The 20,843-nt window shown below is 72.2% G+C and carries 19 protein-coding genes; 16 read left to right on the forward strand and 3 right to left on the reverse strand.

Annotated features, from left to right (window positions below; genetic code table 11):
* The first annotated feature begins 87 nt into the window (after positions 1-87).
* The 9 genes from hemE (at position 88) to ACHFGS_RS08285 (ending at position 8,716) form a co-directional block, all read left to right on the forward strand.
* Positions 88-1,155, forward strand: a complete 1,068-nt coding sequence (hemE, locus tag ACHFGS_RS08245) for a uroporphyrinogen decarboxylase (protein ID WP_394278129.1) — start codon at positions 88-90, stop codon at positions 1,153-1,155.
* Positions 1,152-2,537: a protoporphyrinogen/coproporphyrinogen oxidase gene (locus ACHFGS_RS08250; RefSeq protein WP_394289350.1), complete on the forward strand. Its 1,386-nt coding sequence runs from the start codon at positions 1,152-1,154 to the stop codon at positions 2,535-2,537. Before hemE ends, ACHFGS_RS08250 begins: the two co-directional genes overlap by 4 nt.
* Entirely contained in the window at positions 2,527-3,213 is a 687-nt protein-coding gene (gene hemQ, locus ACHFGS_RS08255; protein WP_394278157.1) for a hydrogen peroxide-dependent heme synthase, read from the forward strand. The genes ACHFGS_RS08250 and hemQ overlap by 11 nt, the downstream gene beginning before the upstream one ends.
* On the forward strand, positions 3,210-4,439 hold the full coding sequence (locus ACHFGS_RS08260; protein ID WP_394278158.1) for a ferrochelatase: 1,230 nt from the start codon (positions 3,210-3,212) through the stop codon (positions 4,437-4,439). Before hemQ ends, ACHFGS_RS08260 begins: the two co-directional genes overlap by 4 nt.
* Entirely contained in the window at positions 4,436-5,350 is a 915-nt protein-coding gene (hemC, locus tag ACHFGS_RS08265; protein WP_394278159.1) for a hydroxymethylbilane synthase, read from the forward strand. Before ACHFGS_RS08260 ends, hemC begins: the two co-directional genes overlap by 4 nt.
* Positions 5,347-6,117 carry a uroporphyrinogen-III synthase gene (locus tag ACHFGS_RS08270; protein ID WP_394289351.1) on the forward strand — a complete coding sequence of 257 codons (771 nt, stop codon included), beginning with the start codon at positions 5,347-5,349 and terminating at the stop codon, positions 6,115-6,117. The genes hemC and ACHFGS_RS08270 overlap by 4 nt, the downstream gene beginning before the upstream one ends.
* Complete coding sequence (gene hemB / locus ACHFGS_RS08275; protein WP_394289352.1) at positions 6,114-7,109, forward strand: porphobilinogen synthase; 996 nt, start codon at positions 6,114-6,116, stop codon at positions 7,107-7,109. Before ACHFGS_RS08270 ends, hemB begins: the two co-directional genes overlap by 4 nt.
* Entirely contained in the window at positions 7,106-8,410 is a 1,305-nt protein-coding gene (hemL, locus tag ACHFGS_RS08280; protein ID WP_394289353.1) for a glutamate-1-semialdehyde 2,1-aminomutase, read from the forward strand. Before hemB ends, hemL begins: the two co-directional genes overlap by 4 nt.
* A 69-nt stretch (positions 8,411-8,479) precedes the next feature.
* Positions 8,480-8,716 (forward strand): hypothetical protein, encoded by a 237-nt coding sequence (locus tag ACHFGS_RS08285; protein ID WP_394280242.1) that lies wholly within the window; start codon positions 8,480-8,482, stop codon positions 8,714-8,716.
* A 24-nt stretch (positions 8,717-8,740) separates the two neighbouring features.
* Here ACHFGS_RS08285 and ACHFGS_RS08290 read toward each other — a convergent pair whose 3' ends face one another.
* Complete coding sequence (locus ACHFGS_RS08290) at positions 8,741-10,132, reverse strand: DUF222 domain-containing protein (protein ID WP_394280241.1); 1,392 nt, start codon at positions 10,130-10,132, stop codon at positions 8,741-8,743.
* Positions 10,133-10,412: 280 nt separating this feature from the next.
* Between ACHFGS_RS08290 and rsmA the strand changes: the two genes are divergently transcribed.
* Complete coding sequence (rsmA, locus tag ACHFGS_RS08295; protein ID WP_394280240.1) at positions 10,413-11,252, forward strand: 16S rRNA (adenine(1518)-N(6)/adenine(1519)-N(6))-dimethyltransferase RsmA; 840 nt, start codon at positions 10,413-10,415, stop codon at positions 11,250-11,252.
* Between the two features lie 126 nt (positions 11,253-11,378).
* On the forward strand, positions 11,379-12,293 hold the full coding sequence (locus ACHFGS_RS08300) for a phosphodiesterase (RefSeq protein WP_394280239.1): 915 nt from the start codon (positions 11,379-11,381) through the stop codon (positions 12,291-12,293).
* On the opposite strand, the gene ACHFGS_RS08305 is transcribed toward ACHFGS_RS08300, so the two are convergent.
* Positions 12,253-13,818, reverse strand: a complete 1,566-nt coding sequence (locus ACHFGS_RS08305; RefSeq protein ID WP_394280238.1) for a stealth family protein — start codon at positions 13,816-13,818, stop codon at positions 12,253-12,255. The genes ACHFGS_RS08300 and ACHFGS_RS08305 overlap by 41 nt on opposite strands.
* An 89-nt stretch (positions 13,819-13,907) precedes the next feature.
* Here ACHFGS_RS08305 and mgrA point away from each other — a divergent pair, with 89 nt between their 5' ends.
* The 5 genes from mgrA to ACHFGS_RS08330 are packed head-to-tail and all read left to right on the forward strand — an operon-like array spanning position 13,908 to position 19,886.
* A complete protein-coding gene (gene mgrA / locus ACHFGS_RS08310) occupies positions 13,908-14,984 on the forward strand; it encodes an L-glyceraldehyde 3-phosphate reductase (protein WP_394280237.1) in 1,077 nt (358 codons plus the stop codon).
* The gene (locus ACHFGS_RS08315; protein ID WP_394289354.1) at positions 14,981-15,907 is read left to right on the forward strand and encodes a 4-(cytidine 5'-diphospho)-2-C-methyl-D-erythritol kinase; all 927 of its coding nucleotides are present in this window, start codon (positions 14,981-14,983) and stop codon (positions 15,905-15,907) included. The genes mgrA and ACHFGS_RS08315 overlap by 4 nt, the downstream gene beginning before the upstream one ends.
* A gap of 31 nt (positions 15,908-15,938) precedes the next feature.
* Positions 15,939-17,246, forward strand: a complete 1,308-nt coding sequence (locus tag ACHFGS_RS08320) for a GNAT family N-acetyltransferase (RefSeq protein WP_394278696.1) — start codon at positions 15,939-15,941, stop codon at positions 17,244-17,246.
* Positions 17,247-17,284: 38 nt separating this feature from the next.
* The gene (locus ACHFGS_RS08325) at positions 17,285-18,040 is read left to right on the forward strand and encodes a hypothetical protein (RefSeq protein WP_394278695.1); all 756 of its coding nucleotides are present in this window, start codon (positions 17,285-17,287) and stop codon (positions 18,038-18,040) included.
* A gap of 37 nt (positions 18,041-18,077) precedes the next feature.
* Positions 18,078-19,886 carry an ABC-F family ATP-binding cassette domain-containing protein gene (locus ACHFGS_RS08330; RefSeq protein WP_394278694.1) on the forward strand — a complete coding sequence of 603 codons (1,809 nt, stop codon included), beginning with the start codon at positions 18,078-18,080 and terminating at the stop codon, positions 19,884-19,886.
* Between the two features lie 3 nt (positions 19,887-19,889).
* Here the strand turns inward: ACHFGS_RS08330 and ACHFGS_RS08335 are convergent, their stop codons facing one another.
* Positions 19,890-20,840: a pseudouridine synthase gene (locus tag ACHFGS_RS08335; RefSeq protein ID WP_394278693.1), complete on the reverse strand. Its 951-nt coding sequence runs from the start codon at positions 20,838-20,840 to the stop codon at positions 19,890-19,892.
* Between the last annotated feature and the right edge of the window lie 3 nt (positions 20,841-20,843).

Below are 20,843 nucleotides of genomic sequence, written 5' to 3' on the forward strand. Positions count from 1 at the left end.
GCTAGTATATCGATTAACCGATTCGAGGAGTTCATCATTCCGGCCCTCAGCCATCCCCTCATCGCCCACGGCACCGCGCAGTCGCGCCTGATCCGGGCGCTGCTCGGCGACCGTCCGGAGATCACCCCGGTCTGGTTCATGCGCCAGGCGGGTCGTTCGCTGCCCGAGTACCGGGCGCTGCGCTCGCGCGGCAGCATGATCGACGCGTGCCTCGACCCGGCGATGGCCAGCGAGATCACGATGCAGCCGGTGCGCCGGCACGGAGTGGATGCCGCGATCTTCTTCAGCGACATCATCATCCCGCTCGCGCTCATGGGCATCCACGTGGAGATCGCCGCCGGTCGCGGGCCCGTCTTCTCGCAGCCGCTGCACACCACCGCCGACATCGCACGCACGGTCGCCATCGACCCCGCGCTCGTGACCGAGCGCGGCGGCCCGATCGTCGACGCCGTCGGCCGCACGACCGCGATGCTCGCCGAGCTCTCCGAGGAGCGCGGCGAACCGCTGCCGCTCATCGGCTTCGCCGGCGCCCCGTTCACCCTCGCGGCCTACCTCGTCGAAGGCGGCCCGTCGAAGGACCACATGGCCGCCCGGCGCCTCATCCACGATGACCCGGCAGCCTGGGCCGACCTCACCGCGTGGCTCGCCGAGGTCACCGGGCGCTTCCTCGCCCTTCAGATCGAGGCGGGCGCGAGCGCCGGTCAGCTCTTCGACTCGTGGGCCGGCGGCCTCCACCCCGACGACTACCGGTCATCGGCGCTTCCGGCCTCGGTCACGGCACTCGCCCACGCGCGCGCCCTGCCGCTGCCGGACGGCGTCGACCGCCTGCCGCTCGTGCACTTCGGGGTCGGCACTGGCGAGATCCTCGCCGACATGGCCACGCCCGACATCGACGCCCTCGGCGTCGACTACCGGGTGCCGCTCGACGAGGCGCACCGCCGCATCGGCCGCGACCTCACGCTGCAGGGAAACCTCGACCCGGCGATGCTGTTCGCGCCCGAGCCCGTCCGCACCGCGGCGATCCACGGCATCCTCGAGGCGGGCCGGAGCGCCCGCGCCCACGTCTTCAACCTCGGTCACGGCGTCCCGATGGACGCTGATCCCAACGCGATCTCGGCCGTCGTCCGGACCGTCCACGACTGGCGGGCGCGGTGATCGCACAGTCCCACACTCCTGCCGTCCACGATGTGATCGTGGTCGGCGGGGGCATCGCCGGCCTCACCCTCGGCTGGGAGGTCGCCCGCGCCGGTCTCGACGTCGTCGTGACCGACGCCGAAGAGTCCACCGGCGGGATGCTGCGCCGGGGCGTTCTCGCCGGGGTCGAGCTCGACCTCGGCGCGGAGTCCTTCGCGACCCGCACGAGCGGCGTCGTCGACCTCGTCGACGACGCGCGTCTGCCCGTGCAGTTCACCTCTCCGCGCCCCGGCGGAGCCCACCTCGCCTACCGTGGCCGGTTCGGTCGCGTCCGCCGCTCGCCGCTGCCGCGCCGCGCGCTCATCGGGATGCCGGCCGATCCCGCCGCCGCCGATGTCGCGGCGATCCTCGGCCGCGCCGGTTCCCGGCGCGCCCTCGCCGAGCGCACTCTTCCCGTGGCGGACGGTCCGGAGCCGTCGCTCGCCGACCTCGTCATCTCGCGTTACGGCGCCGCCGTCGCCGAGCGCCTCGTCGAGCCGCTGTGCCGGAGCGTCTACTCGCACGACGCCGCCTCGGTGCGACTGTCGGCTCTCCACCCCGCCCTGTGGGAGGCGTACCACGCGCACGGCTCGCTGACCGCGGCGGTCGACGCGCTCGCCCCCGACTCCCGCGCCGGCAGCGCCGTCCGCGGTGTCGAAGGCGGCCTGTGGCGTCTCGCTGCGCAGCTGCACGCCGCCGCCCTCCGCGCCGGCGCACAGATCCGCACCGGGGGGAGAGTCCGCCGGCTCCGTTCCGAGGACGGAGCGACCGACGTCGTGCTCGACGATGAGACCCTCCGCGGGCGCACCGTCGTCCTCGCGACCGGGCCGGGAGCAGCCGCTGACCTCCTCGGCGTCCAGATCGCCGCGGCCGCGCCGGTCCGGCTCACCGTCGCCGAGATCGCCGGCGACGCCCTGCGCCGCCACCCGGTCGGCTCGGGCGTCATCGTCGCTCCCGACGTGGCCACGCCCGCAAAGGCGCTCACCCACGTCGACGCGAAGTGGGACTGGGCCGATGCCGCCCTCCCCGCAGGGCGCTCCGTGGTGCGGCTGTCGGCACGCGACGGCGACGCCGGAGGGCTCGAGACCGGCGCCCAGGTCGCCCGCGCCGTCCGCACCCTCACCGGTGCCCCGGTGAGCGCGGGCGATGTCCGCACCCTCACGCAGGTCGTCTGGCCCGACGCCGTCTGCCCGCCCGCCACCCGTTCGGCGCTCGCCACCGCAGCGCAGGAGCGCGGCATCCGCCTCACCGGCGCCATCGCCGCCGGGACGGGACTCGCGTCGGTCATCCCGCACGCACGGTCGCTCGCGACCGACATCATCGCCTCGCACACCCCTCACGAAGGAGCACGTCATGTCCGCTGACGAGCAGTCAGCCCCCGGTCTCGGCTACACGCTGTTCGCGATCCTCGCCGGGCCCCGTCCGCGCCCGGTCGCTCCGAGCAGCGAGGCGCTGGCCGCCCTCACCGCCGTGGCCGACACCTTCCCGGCGGTCGGGGTGACCCTCCGCGGTCTGTACGACGTGACCGGCATGCGCGCTGACGCCGACCTCATGGTCTGGCTGCACGGCGAAGACCCCGCCGGCCTCCAGAAGGCGCTGCGGGAGCTCCGCCGGACGGATGCGCTCGCCGCGTTCAAGAACATCTGGAGCGCGATGGGCGTCCACCGCGAGGCGGAGTTCAACAAGCGTCACGTGCCCGGTTACCTCCGCGGCGAGCACGCCCGCGAGTGGCTGTGCCTGTACCCCTTCGTCCGCAGCTACGAGTGGTACCTGCTGCCCGAGGAGGAGCGCTCCCGGATGCTCATGGAGCACGGCCGCCAGGGTGCGAAGTTCCGCGACGTGATCGCGAACACCGTCTCGACCTTCGCGCTGAGCGACTACGAGTGGCTGCTGCCGCTGGAGAGCGACAACCTCATCAGCCTCGTCGACCTGATGCGCGACCTCCGCGCCACCGACGCGCGCCGCCACGTGCGCGAGGAGGTGCCGTTCTACACGGGCCGCCGGGTCGAGATCGCCGAGCTCGCCGAGGTGCTCGCGTGAGCGCGCAGAACGTCGGCGAGCCCTTCCGCCCGAAGCCGCCGCGCGCCACGGCCGCCGTCGCCGCCGACGGCTGCGTCGTGCCGGGGGCGACCGAGGCCACGTGCGACGGCGCGCCGCACGCGACCGCGCCCGTCGCCTACGACGGCATCCTGCTGCTCGGCTTCGGCGGTCCGGAGGGACAGGACGACGTCATCCCCTTCCTCCGCAACGTCACCGCAGGTCGTGGCATCCCCGACGAGCGTCTCGAGGAGGTCGCCCACCACTACCGCCACTTCGGCGGCGTCTCGCCGATCAACGAGCACAACCGCGAGCTGAAGGCAGCGCTGGACGCCGAGCTCGCCTCCCGCGGGCTCGACCTGCCGGTGTACTGGGGCAACCGCAACTGGATGCCCTACGTGACGGATGCCGTGGAGTCGGCGCACCGCGACGGCCGGACCAAGCTCCTCGCCATCGCCACCAGCGCCTACAGCTCGTACTCCTCTTGCCGTCAGTACCGGGAGGACCTCGCGGACGCCGTCGAGGCGACGGGGCTGCAGGAGAGCCTGCAGATCGACAAGGTGCGGCAGTTCTTCGACCACCCCGGCTTCGTCGCACCGTTCGTCGAAGGCATCCGGGCAGGCGTCGCCGAGCTCGCGGAGCGCGGCATCACCGACCTCGCGAACGACGTCGAGATCCTGTTCTCCACGCACTCGATCCCGAACTCCGACGCCGACCGCTCCGGCCCGCCCGAGCGCGGCTTCGGCCCCGGCGGCGCGTACGTCGCGCAGCACACCGCCGTCGCGCAGGAGATCATGGCGCAGCTCGGCATCCCGAGCTCGTGGCAGCTCGTCTTCCAGAGCCGCTCCGGTCCGCCGTCCGTGCCGTGGCTCGAGCCCGACATCAACGACGCGATGCAGGAGCTCCCCGGGCGCGGCCGGAAGGCCGTGCTCATCGTGCCGCTCGGGTTCGTGAGCGACCACATGGAAGTCATGTGGGACCTCGACACCGAGGCGATCGAGACGGCGGGCGAGCTCGGCCTCATCGGCATCCGCACCGCCACCCCGTCGACGCACCCCGCGTACGTGTCGGGCCTCGTCGACCTCGTGCAGGAGCGCCTCGCCGGCACCCCGGTCGAGGAGCGTCCCGCCGTCACCGACCTCGGACCCTGGTACGACGTCTGCCGTCCGGGGTGCTGCGAGAACAAACGTCTCGGCTTCCAGCCCGCCCTCGCGGGGGTCGCCCCGTGAGCGCGCTCCGACTCGGCACCCGGGCGAGCCTGCTCGCGACCACGCAGTCACAGCACGTTGCGGATGCACTCGCGGCGGCGTCCGGTCGGGAGGTCGAGCTCGTCAAGATCACGAGCGAGGGCGACGTCACGAGCGGCCCGCTCGCGCAGATGGGCGGCACCGGCGTGTTCGCGACGGCGCTGCGCGACGCGCTGCTGCGGGACGAGTGCGACCTGCTCGTGCACTCGATGAAGGACCTGCCGACCGCGCGATTCCCCGGCATCGTCGTCGGCGCCGTGCCGGTGCGGGCGTCGCAGCACGATGTGCTCTGCGCGCGCGACGGTCTGACGCTCGAGACGCTGCCCGAGGGTGCCCGCGTCGGCACCGGGTCTCCGCGCCGCGTTGCCCAGCTGCTGCAGCGCCGCCCCGACCTCGTCGTCGGCGGGATCCGCGGCAACGTCGAAAGCCGCCTCGCGAAGGTCGCCTCTGGCGAGTTCGATGCGATCGTGCTCGCCGAGGCGGGTCTGCGCCGCATCGGTCGGGAGGCGGCCATCACCGATGTGCTGCCGTGGCCGTCGTCGGCTGCGCAGGGTGCGCTGGCCGTCGAGATCCGCGAGGGCGACACCGCCATCGCGGACATCGTCCGTCTCGTCGAGGACGCCGACACCGCTCTCGCGGCGAACCTCGAGCGCGCGGTCCTGCACCGCCTGGAGGCCGGTTGCGCGGCTCCCGTGGGAATCGACGCCGTGCGCGACGGCGATGCCGTGACGCTTGTGGCGTCGGTGTATTCGGAGGACGGCCGGCGTTCGGTCACCGCCGAGCGCCGACTGCCCGGGGACGTCGACATCGACGCCGCCGCCGCGGACGTCGTGCAGGAGCTGCTTGCCGGCGGGGCGGCGGACCTCGCCGACCTCGCCGGATACTCCCGATGATCGGCGGCTACCTCACCGGCCGTCGCGTCCTCGTCCCGCGCTCGGGGGCCTGGGGGGAGCGCGTGCGCGCCGACCTCCGCAGCCGCGGGGCCGACGCGGTCGTCGCCCCGCTGATCGGCTCCGCACCGCCGCGCGACACCGCAGCGCGCGACCGTGCGTTCGCGGCGCTGTCGTCGGGGCGGTACGAGTGGCTCTTCGTCACGAGTGCCGCGACCGTCGAGCAGCTGCGCCAACACCGGGTCGAGGTGCCGCCGACAACCCGCATCGGCGTCGTCGGCCGCGCCACCGCGCGCGCCATCGCGGACGCCGGCTGGGAGGTCGAGTTCGTCCCGGCGGGCACCGCCAGTGCCGCCACGATGATCACGCAGTGGTGCGCCGGCCGTGACCCCGCGGCCACCGGCCGCGCCCTCGTGCTGCGCAGCGACCTCGCGCAGGCCGTCGTCAGCGACGAGCTGGAGGTGCGCGGCTTCGCCGTCGACGTCTGCATCGCCTACCGCACCGTCGGCATCGACCTGCCCGACGGCGTCGCCGACGATCTCCGCTCGGGTGTCATCGACACCGTGCTGCTGACCTCGCTCAGCGTCGGCCGGGAGCTCCGCCGCCAAGTCGGCGAGCTGCCCGAGAGTACCCTCGTGGCATCCATCGGCCCCGGCACCACCCGCGACGCGAGCGCCCTCGGCTTCCGCGTCGGCCATACCGCCCGCACCCAGAGCATCGACGCCTTGATCGCCGAGCTCGACGCCCTCGTTCCCCAGGAGTCCGCATGACCGCCTTCCCCACCCGCCGGCTCCGTCGCCTGCGTGGCACGCCCGCGCTGCGCCGTCTCGCCGCCGAGCACTACCTCGACCCGTCGCAGCTCGTGCTGCCGGTGTTCGTGAAGGAGGGCATCTCCGCGGCGCAGCCGATCACGAGCATGCCCGGGGTGTCGCAGCATCCGCTCGACGCGATCGCCGACGTCGTCGACGAGGCCGCCGCGGCGGGCCTCGGGGGCATCATGCTCTTCGGCGTCCCCGCCACGCGTGACGCCGAGGGCAGCGGCGCGACCGACCCGGACGGCATCCTCAACACGGCGATCGCCGTCGCCGCGCGCGCCGCCGCCGGACGTCTCACCGTGCAGGCCGACCTGTGCCTCGACGAGTTCACCGACCACGGGCACTGCGGTCTGCTCGCCGCCGACGGCTCGGTCGACAACGACGCCACCCTCGAGGTGTACGCCGCGATGGGCGTCGCGCAGGCCCGCGCCGGCGCCGACGTGCTGGGCCTGTCGGGGATGATGGACGGCCAGGTGGATGCCGTCCGCCGTGCGCTGGATGACGCCGGCTTCGCGCACGTCGCGATCCTCGCCTATTCCGCCAAGTACGCCTCCGCCTTCTACGGGCCTTTCCGCGACGCCGTCGAGTCCACGCTCCAGGGCGACCGCCGCACCTACCAGATGGACCCCGCGAACGGCCGCGAGGGCATCGAGGAAGCTCTCCTCGACATCGCCGAGGGTGCGGACGTCGTCATGGTCAAGCCTGCGATGCCGTACCTCGACGTGCTCGCCCGGGTCGCCGACCGCTCGAGCGTGCCGGTGTGGGCGTACCAGGTGTCGGGCGAGTACGCGATGATCGAGCACGCGGCATCCGCCGGTCTCATCGACCGCGACCGCGCCATCGGGGAGAGCCTGATCGGCATCCGCCGAGCCGGAGCCGACGTCATCCTCACCTACTGGGCCCTCGAGGTCGCTCACTGGCTGCGCGCCGGGAAGGAACTGGCATGAGCCGCAACGACGAACTGTTCGCCCGCGCCCGGGAGGTCATCCCCGGCGGCGTGGACTCGCCCGTCCGCGCCTACGGGTCGGTCGGCGGGACGCCGCGCTTCATGGTGTCCGCGCAGGGGCCGTACGTCACCGACGCCGACGGGCGCGAGTACGTCGACCTCATCGCGAGCTGGGGTCCGGCGCTGCTGGGCCACTCCCACCCCGCCGTCGTCGACGCCGTCATCGCCGCCGCGCGCCGGGGTCTCTCCTTCGGAGCGCCGACGGCCGCCGAGACCGAGCTCGCCGAGGAGATCCGTCGCCGGGTCCCCGCGGCCGAGAAGATCCGGCTGGTCTCGACCGGCACCGAGGCGACGATGACCGCGATCCGTCTCGCGCGCGCCGCGACCGGACGCGACCTGCTCGTGAAGTTCGCCGGCCACTACCACGGCCACTCCGACGGCCTGCTCGCACAGGCGGGCTCGGGGCTTGCGACCCTCGCCCTGCCCGGCTCCGCGGGCGTTCCCGCCGCCGTCGCCGCGCAGACCCTCGTCGTGCCGTACAACGACCGCACCGCGATCGAGCAGCTCTTCGCCGCCCACGAGGGCCGCATCGCCGCGATCATCACCGAGGCCGCCGGCGCCAACATGGGCGTCGTGCCGCCGGCGCCCGGGTTCACCGCGTTCCTCTCCGACATCGCGCACCGCAACAGCGCCGTGCTCATCAGCGACGAGGTGCTCACCGGCTTCCGCTCGTCGGCCTCCGGGTACGCAGGCGTCCTCACCGCTGCGGGGGAGGAGGTCGTCCCCGACCTCGTCACCTTCGGAAAGGTCATCGGCGGCGGCCTTCCCGTCGCCGCGGTCGCGGGTCGCGCCGACATCCTCGACCTCCTCGCGCCGACCGGCCCCGTCTACCAGGCGGGCACGCTGTCGGGGAACCCGGTCGCCGTCTCTGCGGGCCTCGCGACCCTCACCCACGCGACCGCCGACGTCTACGACCGGCTGGAGGCGGCGGCGCAGGCCGTCGCGGGCGCGGCATCCGCTGCCCTCACCGAGGCCGGTGTGCCGCACGTCGTGCAGTGGGCGGGCACGCTGTTCAGCATCTTCTTCGGCGACGCCGTCGTCGGCGGGGTGCCCGATTACGCGACCGCGACGACGCAGGACTCGGCCGCGTACGGCCGGTTCTTCCACGCGATGCTGGATGCCGGTGTCTCGATGCCGCCGTCCGCGTTCGAGGCCTGGTTCGTGACCGCCGCCCACGACGACGCCGCGATCGGGCGCATCGTGGACGCACTGCCGGCGGCGGCGCGGGCTGCCGCCGGCTGAGGCGGCTTGACCGCGGTTCGTCTGACTGGTGGTTGACTGCTTGCGACGTGTGCGAGCAGAATCAGCCGCATGGTCACCCGGACTCGCCCCGCGTGGCCCTGGGTAGTCCTGCTTTTGGCCGCAGTGATCGCCGGATTCCTCGCCCTCACGGTGTGGACCGGACTCTGCATCGACTACGTCCCGGAGTCTGCGGCGGTCAGCACCTGCACGATGGCGCCCTCGCTCGGTTGGCCCGGAGCGATCGTGGTCGCCGGGATCAGTCTCGCCGTCGCCGTATTTTCGATCGTGCGACTCGTGCGACGGTGATCAAGGTGATCACCGCGGCATCCGTCACGTCCGCGTGACCGCGGATCGCAACCGGACCGGTGAGGTCGTCACCGTGCGCCACGTCATCGAGGTGTCGAACCAGATCGGTGCCATGACCTCGGGGACGCCGCGGTTCATCCGTATCCGCCAGCCGATCTTGTCGAGGAATCGGTGGTGGAACCAGCACAACAGGACTCCGTTGTCCGTGTGGGTCGGGCCGCCGACCGCGTGCTCGACGACGTGGTGGATCTCGCACCACGCGGCCGGGGTGCCGCACCCGGGGATGATGCACCCGCCGTCGCGGAGGGCGATCGCGCGGCGCTGGTGCCGGTTGAAGACCCGCTCCTCGTTCCCGATCGAGGTGATCCGACCGTCGCGGCTCGTCACGCGCTGGATCGTCCCGGCGCACGCGATGTGCCGCGCCACGTCGATCGAGATCGGCTCGTCGCACCCCTGCGCGTGCGCGTACCCGCGGCCGGACGACATGTCGTCCTCCGTCACCTGCACGACGAGTGTCGGCGCATATCCACCGAGGGTCGGCAGCAAGCCACTGGACGCCGCCACCCCCAGCGCCGCCGCGAACGCGTCGTGCTGCCGCTGTGCCCGGGACCGGTCATCGCGCGGCGCCGACAACGACGGGTCGTCGTCGGGATCGAATGCGACCTTCGGGGAGAGCTGCGCATCGAAGATCGTCTGGAGTTGTGCGGCGACGTCGGGGAGCAGCATCCCGCGCACGGGGACACCGTGCGGCGTCGCAGTGCCCAAGACGACTGAGCGCTTCCGCTCGGCGGCGCGCTCGCGGGGCTCCGCACCGTCTTGATCCAGCGCGATCGCCCAGGTCTGCGCGTGGATCTTCAGGAGCGCCGCGCACGCCGGCGGCGCACCGTCGGGACCTTCGCCGCGGGCCTCGGCGACGACGACGGCGGCGGCGTCGCGGCGGGCGGACTCCGACACCCGGGGAGCAGTTGTGCGCAGCGGTTCGGTGATCGACAGGACGCCGTCCACACCGAGCACGCCGTCGACCATCGCTTCGCGCACCTCCGGGTACGCCGGTGCGCACTGCTCGCCGCTGATCTCGGACACCGTCGGGCGCACCGCGGTCGCCGCGCGCTGCAGCCGCGCCGCGCTCCGCGCATCGACGCGGGTCAGCTTCTCGACGAGCTCGGTGACGTCGCGGCATCCGAGATGTGACGTCATCCGCTCGTCGCGGACAGGCCGCTCGGAGCGCCGCATCACCTCACCCACGGCGTCGAGAAGGAGCGCCTCGACGAGCCGCTGCAGTTCGCCGACAGCCATGAGTTGCTGCGCGAGTTCGGGTTCCGTGGCTCGCTCCAACCAGCGCTCGGCGTCGCTCCGCGCGACCACCGACGCGGCCTGCATCTGCAGGTCTCGAAGTGGCGGTCGGAGGAGGTCCATACCCCCAATCCTGCCGAGGGGGTCCGACATTGATGGCGAGAGAATGCGCCGATCAGGATCTGAATCTCTCGCCCGATGATGAGAGTCCTCTCATCGATCAAGGCCCTCGCGAGCTGGCTCTACGTGAGGCTTCCGGACGTGCGAAATCGGGCCCGAACAGTCGCTCTCGGCGTCGACCCGAGGTGCTTATGCTCGTGCGCCTCCGGCCACACGCAACAACGCTGCGAGTCCCGCCGCCGTGCATCCGCCAGACGGACCCGCCCTGACTAGGCTGGTCCTCATGCCCGTGACCCTGCTCGGCGCCGCCGAGATCCGCGCGCTCGCCGCCGACCTCGACGTGACCCCGACCAAGAAGCTCGGCCAGAACTTCGTCGTCGACGCCAACACGGTGCGCAAGATCGTCACGGCCGCCAAGGTCACCGCCGCCGACCGCGTCGTCGAGGTGGGGCCAGGCCTGGGCTCGCTGACCCTCGCGATCCTCGAGACCGGCGCGCCGGTCACGGCGGTCGAGATCGACCACCGTCTCGCCGCGCGCCTGCCCGCCACCGCCGCGGCGCACGGCGTGCCTGAGGGTGCGCTCACGGTCGTCGACAGCGACGCCCTGCGCGTCACCGAACTCCCCGGCGACCCGAACGTGCTCGTCGCGAACCTGCCCTACAACGTCAGCGTGCCCGTCCTGCTGCACTTCATGGAGACGTTCCCGAGCCTCGAGCGCGGCGTCGTCATGGTGCAGGCCGAGGTCGGCGAGCGCCTCGCCGCCCCCTCCGGCTCCAAGGTCTACGGCGCCCCGAGCGTCAAGGCCGCCTGGTACGGCCGCTGGCGCCTGGCCGGCACCGTCTCCCGCCAGGTGTTCTGGCCGGTCCCGAACGTCGACAGCGTGCTGGTCGGCTTCGAGCGGGATGCCACGCCGCGCGGCACCGAGGAGGAGCGCCGCCGCACGTTCGCGATCGTCGACGCCGCCTTCCAGCAGCGCCGCAAGATGCTCCGCCAGGCGCTGTCCGCGGTGCTCGGCGGGAGCGCCGCCGAGGCGAGCGCCGTCCTGGAGGCCGCCGGGGTCGCACCGACCGCCCGCGGCGAGGACCTCACGATCGACGACTTCGCGCGCATCGCGGCGGTCTGACCGGCGGCATCCGTCCCTCGGTACGAAGATTTCCCGCGTCATTCACCGCGCGTTCGAAACATGTCGGTAACATTCGGGCAAGCGCGATGACGACCCGACGTCCTCGCACCGACGGAAGAGAACCCCATGCGCCGCGCCGAACATCCGGCCGCCGAACGGATCCTGCTCCATCTCAGTGACACGCACCTGCGCGCTCCCGGCCCGCAGCTGTTCGACAGCGTCGACGGTCACGAATACCTCACCACCGCTCTCGCCGGCATCGAAGCCAGCGGTGTCGCACCCGACGCCGTGATCTTCACCGGCGACCTCGTCGACCTCGGCGAGGCGGGCGCCTACGACATGCTCCGCGAGCTCGTCGAGCCGTTCGCCGAGCGCCTCGGTGCGAAGCTCCTGTGGGTCATGGGCAACCACGACGAGCGGGGTGCCTTCCGCGCGCGCCTTCTCGACGAGGTGCCCGCCGACCCGACCGCGCCCTACGACCGCGTCGACGAGCTCGACGGCCTGCGTGTGGTGACCCTCGACTCCAGCGTCCCCGGTCATCACCACGGCGAGGTCACCGACGCTCAGCTCTCGTGGCTGCGCGACGTGCTCGCCACCCCCGCGCCGCTCGGGACCGTGCTTGCGATGCACCACCCGCCGGTGCCGAGCGTGCTGCCGCTGGCGGCGAGCGTCGAGCTCCGCGACCAGCGGCGCCTCGCCGACGTGCTCCGCGGCAGCGACGTCCGCGCGATCATCGCCGGCCACCTGCACTACTCGACGTTCGCGACCTTCGCCGGCATCCCCGTCTCGGTGGCGTCCTCGACCTGTTACGCGCAGGACCTCACGGTCCCCGTGGGAGGGACGCGTCCGACGGATGCCGGGCAGTCGTACAACCTCGTGCACGTGTACGACGAGACGGTCGTCCACTCTGTCGTCCCGATCGCCGTGACCCCGCCGCTCGAGTACATCGACGCGGCGGAGGCTCAGCGCCGCCTCGGCGCCGCCGGCATCGAGGGTGCGCTCACCCGTGGTGCTCGAGTGCCCGCACCGGCGCTGCACTGATCGCGGGGTTCTCCCACGGCGCCCGCACCGGGAACAGCCGCTCCAGCAGGCCCGTCACCGCGCGCACGCGCACCTCTTCGGGAACCTCGTGGTCGCCGCCGTCGTTGAGGCAGAACATGTCCACGTCGCTGCGCTCCGACAGGCGCTCCATGCGCCGAAGCGACGCGGCCTGAGTCGTCTGGAAGTAGCGCACGCGCGGTGCGGTCGAGGCGATCGCACGCCCCGTGAACGCCGCGTAGTAGTGGTACAGGCAGTTCGTGACCGAGACGTCCGTCGCGGAGCGGAAGCGGGATGCCGCGGTGCGCGCGATCTCCTCGGGGAACTGCTCCTCGAGCTCGAACATGACACTGCGGCGCAGCGGCGCCGCGCAGTGCTCGAGGTCGCGGACGATGACGCGGCCGAACCGCTCCTCAAGCAGGGCGCGGTTCACGCGGAGCGCGTTGTCGTGGCCGCTGCGGGCGGTGCGGTTGGGGCCGGTGCCGATGCGGATGTCGCACTCCACGAAGGACGACACCCCGCCGGGGGAGAAGAACAGCTCGGGGGAGACCGGCCGCCCGAAGAACATGTCGTCGTTGGAGTACAGGAAGTGCTCCGAGAGACCCTCGATGCGGTGCAGCTGCGATTCGACGGCGTGCGAGTTGTGCGTGGGCAGCACCGACGGGTCGGCGAAGAACTCCTCGCTGCGCACGATCGTCACCTTCGGGTGATCGAGCAGCCACGTCGGGGCAGGGGAGTCGGTCGCGATGAAGATGCGACGCACCCACGGCGCGTACATGTGGACGCTCCGCAGTGCGTAGCGGAGTTCGTCGACGTGTCGGAACCGGGCCGGGCCGTCATCGCCCTCACCGACCACGTACTCCGACATGCGGGCGGCCCGCTGTCGCTGGAACTCCGTGGACGAGCCGTCCACCCACGAGAACACGATGTCGATGTCGTGCGTGATCTCGGCGGGGTGGGGGTCGAACATGCCGCGCAGGGTCTGCCAGCTGCGGCCGTACCGCTCCACGACGTCGCGCTCGATGTCCTCGGCGGGGATCACCCGGCGGGTGAGGTCGTTGGCGTGCGGCGCCTCGACGAGCTCCTCGCCGAACCGCCAGAACTCGAGCCGCACCGCGAACCCCGCGCCGTAGCGGAGCTCCCCGGCGAGGCGGGGACGAAACACCCGGACGGACGACGGCCCGCGCCCGCTGCTGCGGTACTCCGCGACCGGTACGGCCGTGCCGCCCTTGGGCTTGGCGTACAGCGGCTCGTCGGCGGCACGCGCGGCAAGGGCGGCGAGGGCGGGAGCGCGATCGGCGAGGTCGACGACGAGACCGGGAACGCCCGCGGAGCGCAGGAGGAGATGACGGATGCCGGCGCCGTCGAGGACGTCTGCGATGAGCAGCAGGTCGGCGATGCGGGCCTGCTCGGGGGTGATGTCATCATGGCGCAGGTGCAGCACGCCGCCGTGCAGGACGATGTCGTCGCGTTCGAGGAGCTTGGTCCACGATCCGCCTTCGGACGGCAGTGCAGTCAATTGCGCCATATCTCTCCTTCTGGATGCATCGGATCGGCCAGCATAGGCGGGCCGCGTTTCCGAGACGTTTCGGTCGTCGGGATCGCTAGCCTGGGGGGATGACCACCGATTACGCCGAGCGCTTCCCCGAGTCCCGCAACGGCGACACCCACCGTCCGTATCAGGCGGCATCCGATCGCTACGACGGCGGCGCCTTCCGCCAGGTCGGCTCGAGCGGCCTGTTCCTGCCCGCGATCTCGCTGGGGCTCTGGTGGAACTTCGGCGACAACATCCCGTTCGACTCCCAGCGTACCCTCCTGCGGCACGCCTTCGACCGGGGGATCACGCACTTCGACCTCGCCAACAACTACGGTCCGCCGTTCGGCTCCGCGGAGACGAACTTCGGCCGCATGATGCGCGAGGACTTCGCGCCCTACCGCGACGAGATCGTCGTCTCCTCCAAGGCGGGCTACGACATGTGGCCTGGGCCCTACGGCAGCCACGGCTCCCGGAAGTACCTCATCGCGAGCGCCGAGCAGTCGCTGCGCCGGATGAGCGTCGACTACGTGGACATCTTCTACTCGCACCGCGCCGACCCGGTCACCCCCATCGAGGAGACCATCGGAGCCCTCGACACCCTCGTCCGCCAGGGCAAGGCGCTCTACGTCGGCATCTCGTCCTACAGCGCCGAGCGCACCGCGGAGGCGGTCGCGGTCGCCGAGCGGCTCGGCACGCCGCTGATCATCCACCAGCCCGCGTACTCGATCCTCAACCGGTGGGTGGAGGACGGTCTGACCGACGCGCTCAAGACCGCCGGCATGGGGGCGATCGCGTTCACCCCGCTCGCGCAGGGACTGCTCACCGACAAGTACCTCGCCGACGGCCGCGGCGACCGTTCGCAGAGCCGGTCCTCCCTGCCCGACGGGCAGCTGAGCGAGAAGGCGCTGCAGACGCTGCGCGACCTGAACACGATCGCCCAGGACCGCGGGCAGACCCTCGCGCAGATGGCGATCCAGTGGGTGCTCCGCGATGAGGTCGTCACCTCGGCGCTGATCGGCGCCTCGCGCACTGAGCAGCTCGATCAGAACCTCGCTGCCCTCGAGGCCGCACCCTTCGATGCCGACGAGCTCGCTCGCATCGACGCGCTCGCCGGTGCGATCGACGTCGACCTCTGGGCGGAGTCGGCGAACGCGTGAGCGCCCTCTTCGACACCTCACGACGCGTGCACGTGCGCGCCCCCGGCAAGCTCAACCTCTCGTTCGAGGTGGGGGATGCCGCGGATGACGGGTACCACGACGTGGCATCCGTCTATCAGGCGGTGTCGCTGTACGAGGACCTCTGGGCAACTCACGCCGACGGCTTCACGATCGCCGTGACGGGCGACGTCGACGTCTCGGGTGTGCCGCTGGATGACACCAATCTCGCGGTCCGGGCCGCGAAGCTCGTGACGACGATGGCCGAGTGGGACGGCGGGGTGCACCTCGAGATCCACAAGGGGGTGCCGGTCGCCGGCGGCATGGGCGGCGGCTCGGCCGACGCCGCGGCCGCGCTCGTCGCGGTGAATGAGCTGATCGGTGCGGGGCTCACGCACGCCGAGCTGCAGCGGCTCGGCGCCGACCTCGGCGCGGACGTGCCGTTCTCGGTGCTGGGCGGCACCGCGGTGGGCACCGGCCGGGGCGACGAACTCGCGCCGGCGCTGGCCCGCGGCCGGTTCGACTGGGTTCTCGTCGTGAGCGACGGCGGACTGTCGACACCGCAGGTGTACCGCGAGCTCGATCGGCTGCGCGCCGAGGCCGACATCACGCCCGACCGCGCCGCCCCGAGCGTCGACCCGGCGGTGCTGCGTGCGCTGCGTGCAGGGGACGCCGAAGGGCTCGGTGCCGCCATCCGCAACGACCTCGAACTGGCCGCGGTCACGCTCATGCCCGAGCTCGCCCTCGTGCTCGAAGCGGGCAAGCGCCGCGGCGCCCTCGGCGGGCTGGTGTCGGGGTCGGGACCCACGGTCGCCTTCCTCGCGGGCGATGAGCGCCAGGGCGCCGACCTCGCGGCCGCGCTCGCGGGCGAAGGGCTCCGCGCCTTCCATGTATACGGCCCGGTCCCCGGCACCCGGGTGCTCTGAGCGTGCCCGCGGAGGGCCGTAGCCTGGGAGTATGAGCTCCCTCGACGCCACATTCCACACCGCCGACCTCGACGAGTCCCTCAGCGCATCCTTCGCCGCGCAGGGACTGCGCGTCGCGCGCGTCGGCGACGAGGACACGGCGGGGTCGTACGCGTGGACCGACGCGGTCGCGCGCGGCTTCCTCGACGGTGAGCGCAACGATGTGCAGCGGCGGACCGCGTTCGAGCTGAACGGGTACCGTCGCAAGATCGGGGTCTACGACGACGCCGGGGTGGATGCCGCGGTGCCGGTGGCCACGTTCGCCTCGTGGGGCGCGGAGCTCGCCGTCCCCGGCGGCACCGTGCCCGCCTGCGCCGTCAGCTCGGTGACCGTCGCCCCGACGCACCGACGCCGCGGCATCCTGAGCCGGGTCATGGCGAGCGAGCTGCTCACGGCCGCAGGCGCCGGATACCCGGTCGCGATGCTCACCGTGACCGAGTCGGGAATCTACGGCCGGTTCGGGTTCGCCCCCGCCGCGCAGGCCGCGCACTGGAAGATCGACGTGCGTCGCGCCCGCTGGAGTGGACCCGACGCGCCCGGACGCATCGATTTCATCAGCCGGGAAGAGGGTCGGCGCGTCGCACCGGCGCTCCACGACCGCGTGCGGGTGACGACGCCCGGCGAGATCGACATGCCCGGCGGGCACTGGGACCGGGCCTTCGGCACCCGCGCCGACGCCGAGAAGGCCGAGGCGCGCCGGGTCGTGCAGTACCGCTCGCCCGGTGGCGAGGTCGAGGGGCTCGCGATCTACACCGTCACCGAGAACCACGACGACTACGCCGCGTCGACGGTCACGATCGTGCAGCTGATCGCTGCGACGGATGCCGCGTACGCGGCACTGTGGAAGTTCTTCCTGTCGATGGATCTCATCGGCACGATCTCGGCGAGTGAGCTCTCGGTCGACGAGCCGCTGTGGTGGATGATCTCCGACCAGCGTGCCGCCACCATCACCGTCCGCGACCACCAGTACGTGCGGGTGCTCGACGTGCCGGCGGCGCTGCGTGCCCGCAGCTACGACGTCGATGACACGATCGCGCTCGAGGTCACCGACCCGCTCGGCATCGCGGACGGCGTGTTCGTGGTGACGGCGGGGGAGCAGGCCGAGGTCGAACCCGTCGACAGTGCGCCGGTCGGGGTGCCGCTCGTCCGACTCGGGGTGCCAGAGCTCTCCGCGCTCCTGCTCGGCGGCGTGTCAGCGGCGACCCTGGCACGGGCCGGGCGCCTGGAGACGGGTGATCCGGCGCGCATCGCCCGGGTGTTCGCCTCGACCACGACCCCGCGACTGAGCTTCTGGTACTGACCCCGGGCGGCGCAGGCGGGCCGTGCGAGGATACCGGCGTGGACCAGAGCCGGACGGAACTCGATGAGCTGAGGGCGCGGGCCTACGGTCCGGGCGCCGACATCGCCGCTGACCGAGGCGCGCTGGCACGGCTGCGGGAGTTGGAAGCGGCGGCACGGGCCGCCGCGAGGCCGGTCCCCGTCGCTGCGCCCGCGCAGCCCGCGGCTGTCGCGTCGGAGGCGATCATCGAATCCGTGCCGCCCGCGCCCTCGACATCGGCGTCGCCCGCACCGGCTGTGGAAGACGCTCTCGTCGCGACGGCACGGCCGGGGTGGCGCCGCTGGCTGTGGCCCGCGTCGGTGGTCGCCACGGCCGCAGTCGCCGTCGGCCTGACATACGCCGTCGGCGTCCCCGCCGCGTCGCAGCCCTCGCTCGACGAGGGGGTGCGGCTGGTCGACACCGTGCCGGCCGGTTCGGCTCTCGAATGGCCGGAGGAGCTCACGGGATGGGGATCTGTCGGACCGCGGTTCGAGTACCACGGGCTCGCGATCGCCGGCATATCGGCCGCTGACTTCGATGTGGGGGACCGCTGCCTGTCCATCCTCAGCGTCAGATCGATCGAGACCTACAACGACTCGGACGGGTTCGTCGGGCCGATGTTCGGTGGCTGCGGTGCGGGAGGATTCCCCGCCGCCGTGGTCTTCCGGGTGAGCGACGAGCTTCCGGCGGAGTTCCGAGAGCGGTTCCCTGCGGGAGCGGCCGTCCAGTTCGTCCTCGACGGCGAACGTCTGCGGGTCCTCACCGACGCCGACTGACGCCGGTTGCCGCCACCGCCCGCGTAGCCTGGAGTCGATGGCACATCTTCTCGGGGCCGAGGCCCTGCACCTGGAATACCCGACCAAGGTCGTCTTCGACGGCGTCTCGCTCGGGGTCGACGAGGGCGACCGCATCGGCATCGTCGGCCGCAACGGCGACGGCAAGTCGAGCCTCATGGCGATGCTCGCCGGACGCCGGGAGCCGGACTCCGGCCGCGTCACGGTGCGCGGCGGCGTCACGATCGGCGTCCTCGAGCAGGCCGACGTCCTGCCCGACGACCTGACCGTCAGCCGCGCCGTCGTGGGAGATGCCCCCGAACATGAGTGGGCCGGTGACGCCCGGGTCCGCGACGTGCTGGCGGGCCTCGTGTCGGACCTCGACTGGGATGCCGCCGTCGGCACGCTCTCGGGCGGTCAGCGCCGTCGCGTCGCGCTCGCGAGGCTGCTGGCAGGCGACTGGGACGTGCTCGCCCTCGACGAGCCCACCAACCACCTCGACGTCGAGGCGATCGCATGGCTCGCCGAGCACCTCAAGCGCCGCTGGGCGACCAGTTCCGGCGCGCTCATGGTCGTCACGCACGACCGCTGGTTCCTCGACGAGGTCTGCACCAAGACGTGGGAGGTGCACGACCGCATCGTCGAGCCCTTCGACGGAGGCTATGCGGCCTACATCCTGCAGCGCGTGGAGCGCGACCGGCAGGCCGCCGCCATCGAGGCGCGTCGCCAGAACCTCGCCCGCAAGGAGCTCGCGTGGCTGCGCCGCGGCGCCCCCGCACGCACGTCGAAGCCGAAGTTCCGCATCGACGCCGCGAACGAGCTCATCGCCGACGTCCCCGAGATCCGCGACCGCGTCTCGCTGCAGTCCCTCGCCGTCGCCCGCCTCGGCAAGGACGTCGTCGACATCCTGGATGCCGGCGTCGCCTACGACGGCCGCGACGTGCTGCGGCACGTGGAATGGCGCATCGCGCCGGGGGAGCGCACCGGCATCCTCGGCGTCAACGGCGCCGGCAAGTCGACGCTCCTCGGTCTCATCTCCGGCACCGTCGAGCCCACCAGCGGCCGCGTCAAGCACGGCAAGACCGTCAAGGTCGCGACCCTCACCCAGCGCATGGACGAGCTCGACCCGCACCTCGACGAGCCCGTGCGGGTCGTCGTGTCGCGCCTGCGCACGACGTACACGTTCGGTGCGGGCTCGAAGGCGCAGGAGCTCACTCCCGGCCAGCTCCTGGAGCGCATGGGCTTCTCCTCCGCGCAGCTGTCGACGCCGGTTAAGGACCTCTCCGGCGGCCAGAAGCGGCGCCTGCAGCTGCTGCTCATCCTCCTCGACCAGCCGAACGTGCTCATCCTCGATGAGCCGACCAACGACCTCGACACCGATATGCTCGCGGCCATCGAGGATCTCCTCGACTCGTGGGCCGGCACCCTCATCGTCGTCTCCCACGACCGCTACTTCATGGAGCGTGTCACCGATCAGCAGTACGCCGTCATGGGCGGGACTCTCCGTCACCTCCCCGGCGGAATCGAGGAGTACCTCCGACTGCGGCACGCCCAGCCGCAGGCGACGGGCGCCGTGCCCGCGCAGGCTCAGACGGCGACGGATGCCGCGCCCGTGGCATCCGGCCTCGTCGGCGCCGAGCGGCGCAGCGCCGAGAAGGAGCTGCAGTCCCTGGAGAGGCGGCTCGAGAAGCTGACGAAGCAGGTCGACGCGTCGCGGACGTCGCTCGCCGACCACGACCAGGCCGATTACGCCGGCCTCGGCGAGAAGATGAAGGCGATCAGCGCCCTCGAGGCGGAGATCGCCGAGGTCGAGGAGCGCTGGTTCGAGCTCGGCGAGCAGCTCGGCTGAGCGTCAGCCGGCGCGCGACGGCGCCTCACGCAGCGTCAATCCGGTGACGAACTCGCGCGGACGCCCCGTCAGCGGGTCGACGAAGCGCAGCTCGCGGGCGAGCAGCTGCAGCGGCCGGTCGGGGTCATCGGGGGATTCGTCCTCGAGCACGGGGTAGAAGCGGTCGTTCAGGATGCCGATGCCGATCGCGGCCAGGTGCGCGCGGAGCTGGTGCATCCGCCCGGTCCGCGGGCGCAGGAGCGTGTGGACGACCGGCAGCCCGGCGTGGGTGCCGGAGCTGAGACCGGTGGCGAGGTGTTCGATCCGCGTCTCGGAGTTCGGCTCGCCCTCGACCGTCTCCGCGACCCGCAGCCGGCCCTTCTCGCTCGACAGACGGCTGCGGACCACCCGCGGAAGCTCGGGGACACCGGCATCCGGCACCGCGGAGACCGCTTCGTAGACCTTTTCGACCGTCCGCTCGGCGAACATGCTCTGGTATGCGCCCCGACTGTCCGGACGCACCGAGAACATCAGAAGACCCGCCGTCACCCGGTCGAGGCGGTGGATGGGCGTGAACTCGGGCAGATCGAGGCGTCGCCGCAGGCGCACGAGTGCGGAGTTCTGCAGGAAGCCGCCGCCGGGGGTCGTGGGGAGGAAGTGCGGTTTGTCGATCACGACGAGGTGATCGTCGCGGTGCAGGATCTCCTCGGTCACAGGGAGCACGTCTTCGACGGGCGGTTCGCGGTAGTACCAGATGAAGTCGGCCGCACCCAGCGGGGTGTCGGGCGTCAGCGGCATCCCGTCGATGCCGACGACCTCGCCGCGGTGGAAGCGGGCGAGCAGCACCTCGGGATCGAGGTGCGAGAAGCGGTCGGTCACGTATGCCGCGATCGTCGGCCACGGACCGGTGCGCGGCACCCGCAGTCGCGTCGGGCCGACGCCGTCCCGGACGGGGAGCGGTGCGCGCATCGCCATCGC

Source organism: Microbacterium sp. (assembly GCF_043427715.1).
Taxonomy (GTDB): Bacteria; Actinomycetota; Actinomycetes; order Actinomycetales; family Microbacteriaceae; genus Microbacterium.